14 protein-coding genes are annotated in these 19415 nt (G+C 40.2%); 5 read left to right on the top strand and 9 right to left on the bottom strand.

Features of this window, described 5'->3' with window-relative positions:
* Positions 1 to 4: 4 nt before the first annotated feature.
* The 9 genes from LS482_RS17550 to LS482_RS17510 all read right to left on the bottom strand — a co-directional run bounded on the left by LS482_RS17550 (position 5) and on the right by LS482_RS17510 (position 12132).
* Positions 5 to 460 (bottom strand): protein-disulfide reductase DsbD domain-containing protein, encoded by a 456-nt coding sequence (locus tag LS482_RS17550; protein ID WP_233028815.1) that lies wholly within the window; start codon positions 458 to 460, stop codon positions 5 to 7.
* Between the two features lie 99 nt (positions 461 to 559).
* Positions 560 to 1825, bottom strand: coding sequence for a TlpA family protein disulfide reductase (locus tag LS482_RS17545; protein WP_233028814.1), 1266 nt, complete (start codon positions 1823 to 1825; stop codon positions 560 to 562).
* 76 nt (positions 1826 to 1901) lie between these two features.
* Positions 1902 to 3338, bottom strand: a complete 1437-nt coding sequence (locus LS482_RS17540; RefSeq protein WP_233028813.1) for a RagB/SusD family nutrient uptake outer membrane protein — start codon at positions 3336 to 3338, stop codon at positions 1902 to 1904.
* A gap of 13 nt (positions 3339 to 3351) precedes the next feature.
* A complete protein-coding gene (locus tag LS482_RS17535) occupies positions 3352 to 6984 on the bottom strand; it encodes a SusC/RagA family TonB-linked outer membrane protein (RefSeq protein ID WP_233028812.1) in 3633 nt (1210 codons plus the stop codon).
* Positions 6985 to 7275: 291 nt separating this feature from the next.
* Complete coding sequence (locus tag LS482_RS17530) at positions 7276 to 8460, bottom strand: FecR family protein (protein ID WP_233028811.1); 1185 nt, start codon at positions 8458 to 8460, stop codon at positions 7276 to 7278.
* 66 nt (positions 8461 to 8526) lie between these two features.
* Positions 8527 to 9081 carry an RNA polymerase sigma factor gene (locus LS482_RS17525; RefSeq protein WP_233028810.1) on the bottom strand — a complete coding sequence of 185 codons (555 nt, stop codon included), beginning with the start codon at positions 9079 to 9081 and terminating at the stop codon, positions 8527 to 8529.
* An 816-nt stretch (positions 9082 to 9897) separates the two neighbouring features.
* Entirely contained in the window at positions 9898 to 10221 is a 324-nt protein-coding gene (locus LS482_RS17520; protein WP_233028809.1) for a putative quinol monooxygenase, read from the bottom strand.
* A 76-nt stretch (positions 10222 to 10297) separates the two neighbouring features.
* On the bottom strand, positions 10298 to 10867 hold the full coding sequence (locus tag LS482_RS17515; protein ID WP_233028808.1) for a Crp/Fnr family transcriptional regulator: 570 nt from the start codon (positions 10865 to 10867) through the stop codon (positions 10298 to 10300).
* A 245-nt stretch (positions 10868 to 11112) separates the two neighbouring features.
* Positions 11113 to 12132: an aldo/keto reductase gene (locus LS482_RS17510; protein WP_233028807.1), complete on the bottom strand. Its 1020-nt coding sequence runs from the start codon at positions 12130 to 12132 to the stop codon at positions 11113 to 11115.
* 323 nt (positions 12133 to 12455) lie between these two features.
* Between LS482_RS17510 and LS482_RS17505 the strand changes: the two genes are divergently transcribed.
* The 5 genes from LS482_RS17505 to LS482_RS17485 all read left to right on the top strand — a co-directional run bounded on the left by LS482_RS17505 (position 12456) and on the right by LS482_RS17485 (position 19412).
* Complete coding sequence (locus LS482_RS17505) at positions 12456 to 13133, top strand: response regulator transcription factor (protein ID WP_233028806.1); 678 nt, start codon at positions 12456 to 12458, stop codon at positions 13131 to 13133.
* The gene (locus tag LS482_RS17500; RefSeq protein WP_233028805.1) at positions 13130 to 14293 is read left to right on the top strand and encodes a sensor histidine kinase; all 1164 of its coding nucleotides are present in this window, start codon (positions 13130 to 13132) and stop codon (positions 14291 to 14293) included. The genes LS482_RS17505 and LS482_RS17500 overlap by 4 nt, the downstream gene beginning before the upstream one ends.
* Before the next feature lie 632 nt (positions 14294 to 14925).
* Positions 14926 to 17370 carry a TonB-dependent receptor gene (locus LS482_RS17495; protein WP_233028804.1) on the top strand — a complete coding sequence of 815 codons (2445 nt, stop codon included), beginning with the start codon at positions 14926 to 14928 and terminating at the stop codon, positions 17368 to 17370.
* Between the two features lie 89 nt (positions 17371 to 17459).
* Positions 17460 to 18548, top strand: a complete 1089-nt coding sequence (locus tag LS482_RS17490; RefSeq protein ID WP_233028803.1) for a DUF3500 domain-containing protein — start codon at positions 17460 to 17462, stop codon at positions 18546 to 18548.
* Between the two features lie 108 nt (positions 18549 to 18656).
* Complete coding sequence (locus LS482_RS17485) at positions 18657 to 19412, top strand: methyltransferase family protein (RefSeq protein ID WP_233028802.1); 756 nt, start codon at positions 18657 to 18659, stop codon at positions 19410 to 19412.
* The last annotated feature ends 3 nt before the right edge of the window (positions 19413 to 19415 follow it).

Raw genomic sequence — 19415 nt, 5'->3', positions numbered from 1 at the left:
GCGATTATTTATTGATCTCGAATATCAGGTCGACTTCTTTGGGAGGCAAGCACTGGGTATCATCACAAAGCATAAACCTTACCGAGGCATTAATTTTAAAAGCCTCATCGGTCTTGCTTTTTATACGCTGTTTAAAGTATGCCTTGTTCTCAAAATACTTGATCTCCATGTCAAATACCGGGTCGTGGATAGTGTGCCCCTCTCCTTCTGAAGTATTTCCTTTTTTCAGGTAACGACCATTTCCTTCGTAAGAGAATTGTGTCGCAACGGGGCCTCCTTCCGGTACGGATTGTGAATATAAATGCCAGCCGGGCTCCATTTCGGCAGTGGCAATCAACTCGAATTCCGAATCCGAAATCCGGGTAACGTTTGTTGACCATTTTACCGGGTTGAGAATTTGAGCATTTATCCCTAAACTAACGCTCAAAAAACACAAAATCATCATTTTTCGCATATTCATACTCCTATAATTTATTTTGACTACTACGGTTTCTTATAATTTAAAATGATTAACCAAATTGAGAATAAAGTTTAAAAGGTAACTTTTATGTCAGTTCTCCTATAAAGTCTTCATTATGGTAATCATGGCATCTATTTCATTCATCAGTTCCTGATCGGTATCAAAACCTTTTGACCTGAACCGGAGTTTCCCTTTTTTGTCGATAAAATATTTTGCCGGTATTCCGTTTGGTTTGTATGCAGAGACAATCTTATATTTTTCGGAACCTTTTGCGACAGGTTCGTCCAGTAATACATGAAAGGAATAATTCTTCTTGTCCATAAAGTTTTTCACCTTTTCCGGGATATTATCTCCTGTTTCCTGCACAGCGATGAACAGGAATGCTACATCCGGATGTTTTTTAACCTGTTTCTGCATGGCCGGAAATGACTTTATACAAGGCACACACCAGGTGGCCCACAAATCCAGGATCACTATTTTTCCTTTATAATCGGACAGGCTCACCTGTTTTCCGCTTAAATCTTTTAAGGTAAAAGGAGGGGCAGGTTCATTAATCATTTTTGTCCTGAGATCTTTTATGAGTTCAGCCTTATTATTCTGCAGACTGTCCATATAGGCATCAAACCCCGCATTATTGCCTCTTTCGGAGACATAGAACGACTCCAGCTGGGCAATCATGCCTTTGTTCAGTTTGCCTTTTCCTGCAATTTTTAACAGCAGCTGTTTTGCACTTTCTTTCTCCCCGTTCAATTCGAGGAGTTTGGCATATCGCTCAACCGAAACGGGAAGGCCTTCTTCCGGTTCGCCCTGAAATGTCATTCGCTGGTATTGCAGGGCTTCCTTATACCTTTTCAGGGCAAACAGTGATTTTGCATAAGTGTCGTAATAAGGATATTTTGAAAAGGTAATGAACCTTTCCCAGTTTTCCAGGGTATAACTGTCGGGTCTTGCATTGGGATCATCTTTGAACGAATAATATTCTTCCAGGGTTTTTACTGCTATTTTATTGGCGTAATTAGCATCGATATCTTCGGCTAAAAGCTTATTGGCAGCCATATTGAGCATAGATGTCTGATTGAACCTGTTTTTAATTTTCCCGATGTATTTTTCAAACTCCTTATAATTCTTTTTCATCACAAAAGCCAGGGCAACATTTCCGTTTAACATATCCATGGTTTCGGAGTCTTTTAATGTGTCCAGATCATACTCTTTAATAATCCGGTCCTTTATGACAATGGCTTTTTCAGGATCCGTCTCCTTGGTCATTGCACGTATGTCCGCCTGTATTCCGGTTACTTCCTGGGCAGTTAGAAATGTACCTGCGAACAGGCAGGATATTGCGATAATTACTTTTTTTAAATTCATTTTTCTGTTTTATCAGTTTTATTTATCAATGGGTGTTTTCGATCTGTTATCCGTATTAAAATCCTGTTTTATATGGTTAGGGATTATTGGTCAATCCCGGGTTTTCCTGTAATATGTTATCCGTAAATCTCAATTGCAGCCTATCTTCCGTGAGGGAATAGGTTTCCCTCACTGTGCCGTCGTTATTGTAAAGTGTATGGATATAAGTATCCGAACTAAAAACAGGGTCGTTGAAAATCCTTCTTACGGTAAACCATTCTGTACCCTGAACGGCGTATTCCCGTCTTCTCTCGTCTATAACATACCTTATCAGGTCGGTTTGTCCCATATCTGGTACGTCTGCATCCGTTTCGGGCATTCTCAGTTCTCTGTAATCTTCCAGATCGGAAATCGCTCCTTCCAGGTCGCCCGTACGTGCTTTGCATTCCGTGCGGAGCAGATAAATATCTTTGATATCAATGCCAATGATAACCTGAGGTGGCGCCAAGCGCCTGTAGACACCAGGTACTGCAAACGGAGGTCCGAAAAATTCCGAATCGGAAAAATTTTCGTTGAATCTTATATCATTGGCGCCATAAAGTGCAGCAGTCTCAGGCGAGAGCAGCACATCCGAATTAAGTATGGCGTTCAAATTGACGAGATACTTGTGGTAGACGATCTCGGTATTATCAGCAACCGGCGGAGTTGACGGCCCGAACGACCCCGGTTCGTTAACTCCTCCGGGTAATGTCGTTACATTTAAATCGTAAATCCGGATATCAAGGGGAGATGCATCAAAAGAATCAAAGGCATTATCGAACAAAGTCAGGGCCTCCGGATAATTCCCCATAAATACATGGACTTTGGCCAAAAGTGCTTCGGCAGCGCCTCTACCCATACGAAGCCTATCTTCACTATAAGGCAGATCAGGTATTGCGGTTTCCAGATCGTTAATAATAAAATCGTAGACTTCCTGTACACTGGAGCGAACAAAATCATCCTGACGCACATCGGCTTCGGTTACAATCGGGAATCCGGGATCTGATGCGGCCGTTTGAGGATTATAAGGCCTGCCGTAAAAATTAATAAGGTTAAAATAGCACCAGGCTCTGCTTGCCAGGGCTTCCGCCCTTAAGGAAGCCTTTTCATTCTCATTTTCCCCGGTAGATTGCATGACTTCGTTAATGATCTTGTTGAAAACATATATTTTTCCCATAAAATCGCTGACTTCATTCGGTACATCCACAGGTTGATAAATATCTGCTTCCCATCTAAAAGCTCTTTGCCTTGTCAACTCTGCTCCGGAAAAAAACTGGTCTATCGCACAAACTTCGGGAGACATTTTCACCGTCAGGTCAGAGCCGATATTAATCATGTCATTATTGTAGAATAACAACTCGTAATCGCTGGTCCTCGAAGCGATGAGATCGCCCCTGGGGGTAATGTCCAGGTAATCTTCACTGCAGGATATTGCGTGTAAGGCCATTAAAAAAATGAATCCTTTCCTGTATATATTTTGTTTGATTTTTTTCATCTGATTTCAACTTTTAAATTGATAGGTGTAACCCGAATGTGATGGACTTCTGGTTAATGGGAACACTGCGTCGGCCCATCCGGAGGTTATGAAATTCCGGATCTATACCGGCCTTGTTCTTTTTCCACAGCATCAGGTTGCTAAGTTGTACACGTAAAGAAAAACTGTCAAAACCAACCTGGTCCAAAAGGGATTCGGGAAACCTGTAATTTAAACTGATATCGCGTAATTTAACATAGGAGGCCGAAGCTACATTGATATCGCCATAGGTATAGTAATCTATATTTCTTCTGCCCTGGCTAACTGCTCTCTCGGCCACATAGGAAGGCACATTTGTAACAGCTTCGTCTCCTGCCTGACGCCATCTATTTAAAATATCGGGATGCAGGTTTCCGGATGTAAAATTATTAGAAGCATCAGCAATAAGTCGTCCGCCTGAAAATGCAATAAAGGGATTCGGGCTGTCCAGCCGCATCACGTGTCCAAGATTATATATGATATTGGCATTAAGGGTGAAATTTCCATATGAAAAGCTATTACTGAACCCTCCCGACCACTTGGGCTGGTATGTCCCCATATATTTCATGTCTTCAACGGTAGTGCCAAAAGGCATTTTGGTAGTGCTACCATCTGCGAGACGGATTTGCGGGTCCCCCATCTCATCCAGCCCCACAAAGTCATACGCAAACAAACTAAATGCGGAATACCCTTCAAGATACCTTGTGTAAATTAATTCGCTACCATCCACTATGGGCACTTGTTGATTGAGGCGTGTTATTTGATTTTGGTTATACCCCAGGATAAATTGCGTGTACCAGGAGAAATTTCCGGTGTTTATATTTAAGGTCTTGAGCATTATTTCCAGTCCCTCGTTCTCAATATCACCAAAGTTTCCGGTAATGCCGGAATACCCTGTAAAACTGTTTGTCGGAACAAAACCAATAAGGTTTTCCGTTTTTTTGATGTAATAATCTATGGAACCGCTTAAGTGTTCATTAAAAAAACCGAAGTCTACCCCCAGATTTAATGTTCTGGTACTTTCCCAGGTGAGATCGGGATTGCCCGGAGTGGTAATTTCATATCCCCTGTTAAACAATGAGCTGGAAGATGAGGACAATATATCATAGGAAGAAGCTGTTCCGGGGCTCGGAGCATTTCCTGTAAGACCGTAGGTTGCCCGTAGTCCCAAATTATCCAGCCAGGCTGCATGATTGAGAAAATCTTCATTTCCCAGTAACCATTTAAAACCTGCACTCCATACAGGCTTATTTTGCGCTGACTGGTCTCTTCCAAAGAGATTGGAACGGTCTATACGCCCGCTTCCGTTAATTACATATTTATGGTTTAAGGTATAATTCAGGGTACCATAATAGGAAGAAAACCTGTATCGGTCTTCCACGATCCTGAACGGTGCCCTTTCTCCACCAATACTGATATAACTTCTTCCGAAAGGGTCCTGCGCAATTACCGGATTACCTATCCCCGTTGTTGAAAGTTCGTTCAGATCCAGGGATGGAAACGTCAAACTTTGATCGTCAAAAGCCCTTGTAAAACTGCTTGTTACCGTTGTTAACTGCTCCTGAGCCTCCTGTCCTACCAGAATGTTTAGCCTGTGTTTATGGTCCCATTCCCTGTTAAAATTCAGTTGATTCCTGACTACCCAATTGCGCTCCAGGCCGTTTTCTTCGTAATAGTGTCCCCCGTCCAGCGGAATATGGTGAATGGGGCTGCCTTCCGGAGATGTTGCGGGTTGTGTCATTGTGGCATTTTCCAGGCGTACTACAAAATTATCGGGGTTATTATACTCCACAACCTTGCCGTTTCCCCGGACATATCCGTAAAGCCCCTGAAACTCTAATCCTTCCAGCAACTCCCAATTCAAGCTGGCCGTTATCCTTGCCTGAAAATCCCTGCCTTTGTCATATCCCCTGTCATATTCGTCCAGCGGATTGTAATCCAGGTCAATACCACTTGCAGATTCAAAACCCGGCAATTCGTCCCTGGAGAATGTTTGCATGTAAGGCATGGAGAGGTTGTTTTCTTGTTCATCCCTGAATCTCAGGTAGGGTAAGGTCCTGTTGTCTATGGTCAATGCCCTTTTTCCGGAGGTTATTCTTTGGGTAAGATCGGTGACCAGCCCTACTTTCAGTTTGCTATTGAATTTAAAATCCTGGTTTATGTTGATCTTGAAAGTATTATCGTTATTTCCCGGCATATTGTCTTCTGTACGGGTATATGTCAGCGAGCTATAAAAGGTGTGTTTTTCGGTACCTCCGCTGGCCGAAATAGTATGGTTGTTGAGCATGGCATCCCTGTACCACAGGTCCTTTATCTGATTGGTATTGTTAAACGAAGCTAAAGCATCCAACCTTCTTTCTGCGGTTGCCTGGTCTATAAGTCCGTTATCCAGGTCGTATAAGATCTGCTCATGAGGAGGTACGCCCGGGTCTGTTAAACTCGCAGTATTGGATACTTGCCCATAGGGATTTAAAACAGGATCGAAAATAGCTCTCGCGAAGTCTATAAATTGCCTGCTCGTCAAAGTGGGAATATAATCCAGGTCCGGTTTACCCTGAAAATTGATAAAGGTATCATAGTCAAACTGAATTTTCGAATTGACCTTGCCTTTTTTGGTTGTTATCACTATTACTCCGTTTGCCGCCCTGGACCCGTAAACGGCACTTGCAGAGGCATCTTTAAGCACGGTAATATCTTCTATATCCCGGGGATTAATCCTTGATATATTATTAATAGGCACACCATCCACTACAAAAAGGGGTTGCCTGTTGGCATTAATGGTGGTCAACCCCCTGACAAGTACCGAGTTGTCTACACCTTCTTCATCTGAAGGTGACTGGTTGATCACAACTCCGGGAACCAGGCCATCAATCCTGTCCAATACATTCATACTGGTGCTCCTGTTTTGCACGGTGGACATATCGGCCTTGGCAAAAGCGCCGGCATTATCTCCACTTTCAATTTTTTGGTAACCGGTGATCACAACGCCTTCCAATTCATTGTATAATTCTTCCAAAGTAACATCTATTGTGGTCTGATCTTCGACAAGTACGCTTCGGGAAACAAAACTCACATGCGAAAACGTGAGTGTCTCTCCGGGCGTGACTGCAATTGTATATTTTCCCTCAAAATCAGTAGCGACACCATCACCAATATCCTCAACTCCTATATTGACAAAAACATTAACTCCCGGGATGGGTGTACCTTTTTGATCTGTGACGGTTCCCCGCACCTGTTTCTGGGCCCGAAGTACAACTGCTTGTTCCGATTTTCTTTCGGTCAACAATATCTGTTGTCCCACCACCGTATAGACGGTTCGGGTCCCGGAAAAAACACGATCCAGCACACTAATTATCTTTTCCTGATTTACGTTAACGGAGACCATACGTTTCAGGTCTACATCTTCGGTTTTATAGACAAAATTAAAGTCGGTACGGTTTTCAATTTCATCCAGAAGACGCTCCATAGGGACATTATTCAAATTCAGGGAAATCTTTTTCTGTGAATAAGAATTATGAGCCTGCAGGGAGAACAGTGTTGCCAATATGCATATGGCACTGAGTTTCATCTTCAGATCAATTTTAAAAAACAGATTAGGGCTTCTTGTATTATTAAGAAGTTTTTTCATACTTTTAAGTATTGGTTTGTGGTTAATTTTATTAATCACATCATCAAGTCGGAAAATGCTCCACCATTTTCCGGCTTTCCTTTTAGTCCGCTCCACCGGTCAGCCAGGATTTTTTAAGAAGATGTTCGTGTATTCCGGTTAGTTCTTTTGTATCGATATTATTTCATAGGCATTGTTTATTGCGATTTTTGAATAGACCTCCTGTGTCCTCTGTGAAATCCTTTACTAACATTGCGATTCGTTTTTTCTTTTTCAACTTAATGGTACAAAGCATGTGGAATGGTCACTGTTTCATTCTATAATTACTTTATTGTCTTCTATTTTATATGTAATACCATAGGATATTTTAAAGTATTCCAGCACTTTTTCTATGGGTTCCCGGCCAAAACTGGCGTTAAATTCCTTTTGGGCCAGCTCAGTGTTGTTGTTTATAATGGTAATGTTATAGTGCCTTTCCAGTTTTTTAAGGATACTTTCAAGAGGCATGTTACGGAATACGAGTTCTCCTTTTGTCCAGGACGTATAGACCCTGGTAACCACTTCCTTGGTAGAAATCGTTTTTTCCTTCCGGTTAAAGACGGCTATATGCCCGGGGCTCAGAACCGTGTTTTTATCAGGGTTAAAATTTTCATCTTCGGTATACAGCCCTACGGCACCTTCTACCAGTACTACATCGGTAGCTTCATCCTCAGGGTAGATGGCTACATTGAACCGGGTGCCCAGTACCCGTACATTTAAATCGTCGGCATTCACAATAAAAGGACGTTCCGCGTCTTTGGCCACTTCGAAAAAGGCCTCTCCGTTAAGGAAGACCTGCCGATGCTCTCCTTCCTGAAAGTGTGTGGGATACTTCAGCGAAGTACCCGCATTCAAACGTACGGAGGTACCGTCAGATAAGATCACTTCAAAACGTTTACCGTAGGGCACCGTAAGAGTGTTATAAGCCATTGAACCCGTAATAGCATTTGGGGTATAAGTGATCTGGTTTTTATTTTGTTTTCCTACGAGATTGCCCCGGGCATCGGTAACATTTTGGGAGGTTTCCGTATCTATAATCTCTATTTTACCATTGTCTAATTGCAGGGTTACGGCTTCCTCCCGGGGGACGAGTACATCATCAGACCGGGGAGAGAAATAACCTTGTTGGTAGAAAAAGCCCAGGGCCAGCAATACCAGAATTGCCGCGGCATATTTAAAATACCGGGTAGTGAATCTAATATATTTCGATTTTGAAACCGGCTGTAACGGGGTTTTTAATTTTGAGGTAATGAGTTCCCAGGCTTTTCCTTTGTCCAGGGTTTGCATAAACCCTGTTCTTCTCCATTTTTTATAGGCATGCAGATGGGCTATGAACGCCAGCCTGTTCTCCGGGCTTTCCCGTATCCATTCCTGCAAGACCCGGAATTCCTTTTGCGTGATCTCCCCGGAAGTATACGCGGTAATAAGTCCTAAAATATGGTCACTGATCTTATCCATTATCGGTCTGTTGTATTATATATATTCCAAAAGACCGGAAACGGGTGACAAGAAATTAACTTTTTTTTAAAGCAATAATAACCAAATGATGATGTCGAGCGATTGGCGAAGTTGTTTCAGAGCCCGGGAATAGTGGGTTTTAACAGTATTTACGGAGATCCCCAGTTGCGAGGCCACTTCCTTGTATTTCATGTTTTGCAGTACAATGGCCTTAAAGACCTCCCTGCTTTTTTCAGGGAGGGCTTCGATCTCCCTGTACAGTTTCTCCTTTTCCTGTTCTATGGTGTCCCGGTCCGTTTTTTCTTCTTCCATCAGTGTATTGACCTGGTCTTCGATCTCTTCAAAATGATACCGGGAATTTTTTTTTACGGCCAGCAAAGTGTTGTTCTTTACGGCCCTGAAAAGGTAGGGGCCTATGGGAGCCTCAAATTTCATGTACAGTTTTTCATCCCAGATCTTTACGAACAAGTCCTGGACAATATCTTCGGCCATGGTAAAGGAATCGCAGTACTTCAAAGCGTAAACACTCAACGGCATATAATAAAGGTCGAACAATTCCTTATAGCCGGAAGAGTTTCCCCGCTTGAGTTTTTCCAGAATGATCCGGTCTTTTGACGCCATAAACTGAATACAACGATGCGTTAATTTTCTATACTATTTTTAAGATTCATGAACAGATATATGAGGAGATTTTGTTAAATAGACAGTGTAAATTAACTAAAATAATATGAATTATTCATAGAATGCCGAAAAGTTTTGGTTCCGGAAGTACGGATCGGGAACGCTTTGAGTTGAAAAACGGGGTAATAATCAAATTCTTTAGTATATGATAAAATTTAATTCTGAAACTCCTCTTCCGAAAGCTTTCGGGATTGTTCCCCCGTCCTAAAGGGTGATCCCGATAAATATCGGGAGAGGAAAATCAGGCTCCCTTTAAGGCCGGGAATAGACTGATTTTCCGGGAAACCTGGTTAAAAACAATTTTTGTTATATACTCTAAAATCAAATTCCGTATATTTCATCAGGAATAACCAATTCTTTGCTGATCCGGACAGCTATTATTCTTCACAACCGGCCATTGATGCTATACGGGCTTGTTGGAGATTACCAACTTTACACCATTCCGTCAGCTATTGATTCCGGTATTTAAAATTTCATTAACGGAAGAATCTGGAGGTTTGTGAGAGCCTTCGGAATGAATATGAATCGGTCGATTTCCATAGGCTTTGGTATTCAGGCTCCTGCCGGCTATAATTGTAAAGGAAAGATTGAAGAACTGTCCATCTCAAATATTCCTGTTCGAAATTTCAGGGATGGGAGTTAAAATATTGGAATCCTCAAAAAATGACAACAAACTCGGGTAATTTAAAATCACCAGAGTTTGTTTTTTGGGAAATCAGCTTACTTCTGGTAGTTTCTTACCAGTAGTGACATGTTCTATTGCTCCGGACGAAATGATTGCAATAATCGAATACCATCCTCGATAGATCCTTCCATCATCTCCAGTAACTGTGGTGCTTTTTCTTTCATTCGGTCACAATTAAGGTGCCCCTCAAGAGCAGCCTTACTTTCCCATTTTTCCAAAATAATAAAAATCCCGCGTTGTCCCTCCACTTCATGGGCTTCATAGTCAATGCAACCGGGGTCGTTACGAGATCCTGTAATGACTCCGGTTATAAATGATTTCATTTGGGCTTCCATTCCTTTTTTCGCCCGTGCTTCCCAGAGTACGGTGATGTAGTTCTTTTTTGTTCCTGTCATCTTAATTTTGTTTAAAATTAATAATACAAAGGAACATGGCTTAAAAATGAAATCATTTGCCATATGGCAAAAAAACTTAACTTATATTTTTTCTTATTCGGCTCAGTGATGACTGGGTTATACCAAGATAGGACGCCAAATTAGAAAGCGGAATACAATTGACCATACTTGGATATTTTTCCATAAAAGCCAAATATCGGGTAGTAGCATCCTGTTCTATTAATGGGCTTCTTCTTTCTATCTTTTCAATGAGAGCCTTTTGAATTATTTTATTTACAACGCTATCCCAACTAACAATGGTATTTGAAAGGTCTTCCCAGTTCTGTTTAGAAAACACAAGCAGTTTGCTGTTGGTAACCGCTTGAACATATTCGGAGGATTCAGTATTAGCTTCAAAGTTTTTAATGTCTACAGCCAGGTTTATTCGGTCAATGAAATAACGCGTTATTTCTTCTCCTTTATTGTTGTAATAACAGACCCGGAGAATACCCCCGATAACAAAACCTACCTTTTGCGGAATTTTTCCTGCTTCTGAAAAGTATTCGCCTTTGTCAAGTTCCAACTCGGTTACCTTGTTTGAGATCAGATTTAATTGTTGTTGGTTGAAATACCCGAATTGCAAAATATAATCTATGAATTCTTTCATTTGCGGAAGTTACCAAAGATTGCTTAAACTATATTTGTCATTTGGTAAAAAGTTTTTTAATTAAAACTTGCCCTGAACTGCGAAGGCGAAAGATTTGTTTTTCTCACCCTCTGTTATAATTTAAGTACATTTGTTATTGATTAGGATAAAAAACAAATTTCTGAAAATACAATCTCGCCAAACAAAGCTATTCCCCAATTTGATTGAAAGGAAAGGATCTGGACGCTACAGAACCAGTTAATCCGTCACTTACCTATCTTCTTTTGTATGTTTTTAGGGTAGCGATCACCCGATATTTTGATAGTCGCCAGTTTCTCATTTATAGTGTTGAGTTCGTCATCGGATAAAGAGATACCTGTACTGCCTATATTCTCTTGTAAACGATGCAATTTCGACGTTCCCGGAATGGGTACAATGAAAGGTTTTTTAGCTAAAAGCCAAGCCAAAGCAATTTGTGCCGGGGTTGCATTTTTTTCTTTGGCCATAGCAACAACCAAATTTACCAAATCCTGGTTGGCTTCCCTGTTTTCTTTGCTAAAGCGGGGCGACATAGTTCTGCCATCGGTTTTGTCAAACTCCGTATTTGCATTGATGGTTCCGGTGAGGAAACCTTTACCCAAAGGACTGAAAGGAACAAGGCCAATGCCCAATTCTTCTAATGTTGGAATGATTTCTTTTTCAGGTTCACGATAAAACATTGAATATTCACTTTGCAAAGCTGTTACGGGTAATACAGCGTGTGCCTTACGAATAGTTTCTGTGTTTGCTTCACAAAGCCCGAAGTGTTTTACTTTACCTTCCTGTATTAAGTCTTTTACCGTTCCGGCAACCTCTTCAATCGGTACATTGGGGTCAACCCGGTGTTGATAGAACAAATCGATATAATCGGTTTTTAACCGTTTTAAGGATGCTTCGGCAGTGGCTCTTATGCTTTCCGGGTTACTGTCCATTCCTAACATTGTCTTCCCCTCCTTAAAGCCAAATTTGGTAGCAATGACTACATCTTTACGCATAGGCTCCAGCGCTTCGCCAACTAATACTTCATTTTCTCCATAAGCTTGTGCTGTATCAAAAAAAGTAATGCCTTCTTCAAATGCCGAACGTATTAATTTTATGGATTCGTCTTTTGAAGGGGCATTGGGGAAGCTCAACCCCATACATCCATAGCCCATTGTTGATACCCCTAATCCGTTTTTGCCTAATTTTCTTGATTTACTCACATTTTCAATTTCACTTCCTTTGTGTTCGTGATTCTTCGAATTCATTTTTTTGAGTTTAAATGTTTATATGAAACAAAGTTCACGTTTTGAAAAATGAAATCATTTGCCATAAGGCAAAAAGTGATTTTTAGAGAAATCTTATTTAGGTTTACAAAGTTGATTTGCTACATTTTATTAAGAACTTTTTCCTTCCGTAGCTCTGCTATGCAACTCAAAAAAACTTCGATTAGACGCAAAATGACTAATTTTCGCTTCAATCCAAAAAGTTTAAATGAGTTCAAATTCAAAATATCTACAATTTCGTTAATTTACTTTACGCTTTGAGCTTTTATTTAAAAAGTGGCTGAAAATCAATAATTATTATCGCGATGAAAATCCTAATAGTGGAAGATGAACAAAAATTATCAAAAAACATCAAAAAATACCTGATGGAAGAAAATTATGTATGTGAGTGTGCATATACATTTGAAGAAGCCATGGAGAAAATCTCATTATATGATTATGACTGCATTTTACTTGACCTGATGCTTGCGGGACAGGATGGTCTGAGAATTCTTCATGAGTTAAAATACATGAAAAAAGAAGGCAATGTCATCATTATTTCTGCCAAAGGTTCTTTGCAGGATAAACTTCAAGGTTTAGAGATCGGGGCCGATGATTATCTTATAAAACCTTTTCACCTTTCCGAATTGAGTATGCGTATTTATGCACTATTGAGAAGACGAAATTTTGATAACAATAATGTTCTTAATGCTGGTGAAATTACCATTCAATTGCTCTTAAAGGAAGTTATAGTCAAAGACAAAAAAGTATCGCTTACTAAATCTGAATATGATTTATTAATCTATTTGGTCAGCAACAAAAATCGGGTGATATCTAAAGCTGCATTGGCTGAGCACCTTTCCGGCGATATGGCAGATATTCTCGCCAATCATGATTTTGTATATGCACACGTGAAAAACCTCAAATCAAAATTAACCGCTGCACAGTGCCCAAATTACATAAAGAATATCTATGGAATGGGGTATAAATGGGAGGTTCAATGAAAACAAAAAAAAGAACAAAATCATTATTGTGGCTTGTGTTAAGCCAGTTCGCAATTGCCACTGTAGTGGTGATGGTGGTATCGACTAAGTTTTTTCATCAGACCGTTGAGGATAAGTTGCAAGAAGACCTGTATTCCATGATGATTGAACGTGAAGCATGGCTAAAACAACTTGAGGATTTAAACAACACGCTTCCCAATGATCAAAAAATAATCATCAGTGGACTTCAAGATCAGCAACAGGAACGCTATAAAAAGATGGAGGAATTGGACCGGGAAATCGGGAACGGACTATTGCGTCAATTTATTATTGTTCTGGCACTTATATTTATTTCTTTACTCATTATCCTGCAAGTATTATCCCGTCGTTCATTGAAGCCGTTTAATAAAACTTTGCAAATATTGGATGGTTTTTCAATAGCCGAAGAAAAGCTGCCAAAATTCGATTATACAAACGTAAAAGAGTTTGTACACTTGCATCTTTCATTGGAAAAGATGTTCAGGCATAGCATTTCACTGTACCAATCACAGAAAGAATTCACTGAAAATGCCTCCCATGAACTCCATACGCCTCTGGCCATCATGCGCACACAGCTGGATCTTTTGATCCAACAGCCTGATTTGACAAAAAAACAGTCTGAAATAGTTTCTTCCCTGTATCACAACATTGGTCATTTGACGAGACTAAACAAAAACCTCCTCTTTTTGGCCAACATTGAACACCGCAGTAATGAAGAACTCGAATTGATCCATGTCAGTGAACTTGTAGAAGGTGCTTTAGTCAATGTCCAGGCCCTGCAGAAAAAAAATAAACTGGACGTAATCACCCATATAGAGCCTGATTGTTTCATCCGATCCAACAGAGTTTTATTGTTCAGTATGGTCACTAACCTTCTTTCGAATGCCATACGTTATAATTGTCCCAAGGGCAATATTACCATTATTCTAAAAAAGACAACATTAATCGTCTCGAATACAGGGCAGAATAAAAAACTGGATGAAGAACTTATTTTTCACCGTTTCAACAAAAATCACGAGCTGTCCAAAGGCTTTGGACTGGGATTGTCCATAGTAGAGAAAATATGTGTTTTCCACGGATGGAAAATAAAATACAGTTTTAAAAATCAGCAACACGTTTTTATGGTATCCTTTAATTCCTAACTTTAGATTTATGATTTTAGATTTACGAATTACGATTTATGGTTCGTTTGATTTGAATGTCTCATGGAGGCTGTCCTGAGCACTTCGGCATCCTGATAACCATCGGAATCAGTATATCACTTATCGAAGGACTTGCCCCGAGATAGTTGGTTTAGTCACATATTAAAGTCCTACGTCCTATAATCGACGTCTAATATCTCATATCTAAAATCTAATATCTTCCTTCATGCCGATAATTTTTTGTCATGTACTAAATAGAGTTATACACCTAAGATCTATGTCTGATACTTTGTGACCGTTGCGTGTTCTTTGTGTCCCTTGCGGTAAAACTTAACCGCAACGTTCGCTAGGGTTTCGCTAAGCTGCGCAAAGTGTCTGTAACTTTTACATAGTAACCCGGAAATCATCAGGCGGAACATCTTATACCACTAGTAATCAATATTTTGAAAACAGAATTTATGCGTATAACTCCATAAACTTATTTAAACTTTCCTTAATTGGCTGCAATCAAAAAAGTTTAAACGAGTTCAATGGTTGAATTTAAGTCGCAATCCTAAAATTCAGTTTTTCTTCAAAATTCATTCAAAAAGTCCGCAAACCAGCCCCATACATTTGCTCATAAATAACTTAAAATGAGTAAAATATTTTTTTGGGTATTGTTCCCATTCTTCTTTAACACCTTGATGGCAGCAAACCCTGGCACTTTGAAAGGAAGGATTGTTAACGCCGCTGATGATACTGGTCTACCGTACGTTCATGTCGTAATTACTACAGAAGAAAATAATGAAACATTAACAGGGGCAATCACTGATGAAAGTGGCTTTTTTGAAATTGAAGATATTCCCATAGGTACCTTCCTTTTAAAAATTTCTACGCTAGGGTACGATGCTTATACATCTACTATCACATTTTCAAAGGATAGAACAAGTATCAATATAGGCACAATTCCAATGCAAGAGAATGTTCAAATGCTCGATGGAGTAACTATCGTTGGACAAACACCCCAGATGAGTTTCAAAACAGATAAAAGGGAATTTAATGTATCACAAAGCTTAAGTTCTGCAGGGGGGACAGCAATGGATGTATTGGCCGATATACCATCGGTAACGGTAGATCCCGGGGGTGAAATTTCTTTTAGAGGCAATAATCAAGTAATGATCTGGATAAATGGACAAGCGTCCGGCCTTTCGGCAGAATACAGAGATAGAATTCTATCTCAAATTCCCTCCCAGAACATTGAGAAAGTAGAGATCATAACCAACCCATCTGCAAAATACAATGCCGAAGGTACTGCCGGAATTATCAACATTATAACCAAGAAAAACAACGATGTCGGTGATTATGGGAGGGTACAGACAGGGGCAGATACTCGCGGAGGGTATCATATGAATACAACATATTACCATAATACCGAAAAATGGAAAACTGAAATTAGCCTTAGCCATCGCAGGCAGCGAAATCTTTTAGAAGGCTACACCTATAGAACCAATATAGACCCTGTAAATGAACAGCAATACCATCTCAACATGGACAGCCGGGGGACGGAAACCACAACCCCCTTCACAGGAAGCATAGGTTTAACCTATCAATTGACACCAAAAATGGAAATTGGCATTCAAGCCCTTGGAATGCTCGAAACGGAGCGACTATCAAATACTTTGGATTATGTAAGTGATATTCCTGATGATTTTCTTAGTAGAACCCGCAATGTATATGAAGAGGATTATATGAGGGTAGGAAATTTAAGGCTGAATTACAATTACGTCATAAGTGAACGTAGCCATTTGGATGTAATCGTTTCAAGAAATGCAATTGATTTTGAAAGCTTCGGTGACTTTAATCAGGAATCTGTTTTTCCGTCGGGGGAATCAACGCAGCACTATCAGCATCAAGATCAAAATGTGAATGTCATCACCTGGGAAATGCAGACGGACTATACCATAGAACTTGGCGAATCCGCAAAGCTAGAAGCTGGCTATAAGGCCGATCTCTTAGACAGGGAAGGTTTCGTGGAAACAAGCTCGGGACCAAGTCAAGATGATGCAGAATCAGACCCTGACCTGTTCAACACCTATAACTTTATGCAGAATGTACACGCCTGGTATGGCACTTACTCCAATTCCTATGGCAAGCTCAATTATCAATTAGGAGTAAGAGCAGAGCTCACATCAACAGAGGTTCAGTCTTTTGGCTATGGGCAGAATGAAAACAACACCCCTACCTATACAACTGGTTTCCTCGATCTATTTCCCAGTGCCTATATTTCTTATGAATTGGACAATGACGAATTGCAACTTAATTACAGCCGGCGTATATCCCGCCCCACCAGAATAGTGTTAGACCCGAGTCCGGACATTAGCGACCCCACATACATTACAGTAGGAAACCCTTATTTAAATCCGGAATATGCAGATGTAATAGAACTAAATTATTTAAATAATGGAAAGCATACGTTTTCCACATCACTCTACTATAGGAGAGTTAATAATGCCATACAACAGGTAAACTATCTGCAAAACGACATAATTGTTGGCACCTACGAGAATTTGGGAAATAGAGTTGCCGCCGGAGTGGAATTGATAGAAACGGGGGATTTCTTTAATTTTCTAACCCTCACCGCAAGTGCAAACCTTTTTTACAATCACCTTGATGGGTACATATATACGATTCCCGAAACAACCCGGCAGGTCGTTGAGGAGAGTCAAGGGGATTTTGCCTGGAATGGACGTCTGTCAATTAGTAAAACGCTGCCTCTCGGTATCAAAATTCAATTAACAGGCAATTACAACTCAAGAATAATCAGCTCGCAAGGAGAAGAACAAGCCAATGGTTCTTTTGATATGGGAGTTCGCAAGGCCTTTTATAATAACAAATTAAACCTGGTGCTTTTTAGCAGGAATATTTTGGATACAAGAAAAACGGTTCGAAATACATCCGGCACTGGGTTCTATCAGGAATCTATGCACATGTATGGAGGTCGGGTATTCGGGCTTTCCCTGACCTATAATTTTGAAAAAAACGGCACCAATCCCAATGACGATTCTCTCGATGAATTTTTTGAATATGAAGAAGACTAACGGGCTTCCGATGTTTGTTGAACCAGGTTTTAAAGAATTCCTGATAATCTCACAATGAGTTTAACCCTTAAATATAAAAAATGATAATTATGATAAATTTTAAAATCACCTTACTTTCATTGAACATGGTATTTATCGGGTCCTGTAATTCTTCTGACTCCGATAATTACAACGTTGCCGAGAACTCCGATTCCAATCCCGATCCTATTGAGGTGAGTGATTGTTCTCAGGAGGTTGGCATCCATAAGATCATTTGTCTTGCCGATGCGTTTATGGCATCACTCGATGACGAACAACGGTCTGTTGTCCTGAAAAGTTATTCGGTTTCAGAAGCAAAAAGATGGTCCAATTATCCGGCGGGCGTGTACCGCAACCGTGTCGGTCTGTCTTTTGGAGAGATGACGACGGAACAGATCGGATATGCCAAAGCTTTGCTGGCAGAAACAGCCGGCAGCCGCGAAAATGAAGGTTGGGACGAACTACAACAGTTAATGAATGCCGATGAACTTCTTTTGATGAACGGAGGGAGTTATGGCTATGGAGCAGCGAGCTATCATATCGCCTTATTGGGCAGACCGGCTACCACAGGTACGTTTGAGATACAGTTCGGCGGTCACCACATGGCATTTGCCAACACCTATACTGACGGGGTCCTGGTAAGTGGAACTCCCTCGTTCCGGGGGGTTGAACCTTTTTCGGAATTTACGTATAACGGAGTCGTCAACCAACCGCTGCTACAGGAGAACGATGCATTTTCGACAATGCTCAAAGCCCTTTCAACTGAAGAGTTAGCTATTGCCGAAATGGATTCGGCCATAAGAGATATTCAAGCCGGACCACAGAGAGACAACCACTTTCCTTCTACTGCCGGACTTAAATGCAGTGTACTTACAACCCATCAAAAAGATTTGGTCATAGCGGCCATTGAGACCTACGTCTATGACATTAATGATACGGCAGCCGAAGCATTAATAGCCATCTACGCCAATGAGCTAAACGACACCTACATTGCATATTCAGGCTCTACTGATTTAACCAACCGAAATGATTACGTGCGTATTGATGGTCCATCGGTATGGATAGAATATTCATGCCAGAGTGGGATTAATTTTCCAAACGAAACCCATCCGCACTCAGTATGGAGGGACAAAAGCAGGGATTACGGTGGAAATAATTAAGATCTATAAAGCCAGTTGATGATAACCTGAAACTTCGGAATGAAGGTTTGTGATGTTTATCGCATCTCGCATTGACCATTAAAGTTTACTATCAAAAAAATAAAGAATATGGCATTAAGAGAAGAATTATTGCGCCAAGGAAATTTTTTGTTTGAAAAAAGAAGCTATTTACCGCTGTCCTTTTTGATCATAGGAATTTGCGTAAAAATTTATCAAATTACGGTTAGAGACGATGTCGGAATATTATTGAATTCTGAAATATTAAAATCTTCAAGCCTGGCTATCGGACTCTTTGGATTTCTTATTAGAATATTTACTGTCGGGTATACTCCTAAAAATACTTCCGGAAGAAATACAGGCCAAGGTCAAGTTGCCGATAAATTAAACACCACCGGTTTATATTCCCTGACAAGAAATCCATTATACCTAGGCAACTATTTTATGTGGATGGCTATTGCGATGGCAACGGGAAGTCCGGTATTTGTTATTGTATTTACGTTCATTTTCTGGATTTACTACGAAAGAATAATTTTTGCCGAAGAAGAATTCTTAAGAATGAAGTTTGGTAAAGAATATATTATATGGTCACAACAAACACCTGTATTTCTACCAAAAAACTTCAAATATATTAGTCCTGAGATTTCCTTTAGCTGGAAAAAAGTTTTGAAAAAAGAAAAAAATGGTTTATTCGCACTATTTCTTATTCTATTCTTATTTGATACTATAGAAAACTCTCTAAAAAACGGGTCATTAATGTTCGAAATGGGATTGAGTACTATCGGAACTATTTTCGCTGGATCATTATACCTACTACTAAAATATCTAAAAAAGCGAACCTCCGTCCTGAATGAAAAAGGGAGATAGTTT

The organism is Sinomicrobium kalidii (assembly GCF_021183825.1).
Taxonomy (GTDB): domain Bacteria; phylum Bacteroidota; class Bacteroidia; order Flavobacteriales; family Flavobacteriaceae; genus Sinomicrobium; species Sinomicrobium kalidii.
This window is presented reverse-complemented; position numbering and strand designations above follow the sequence as displayed.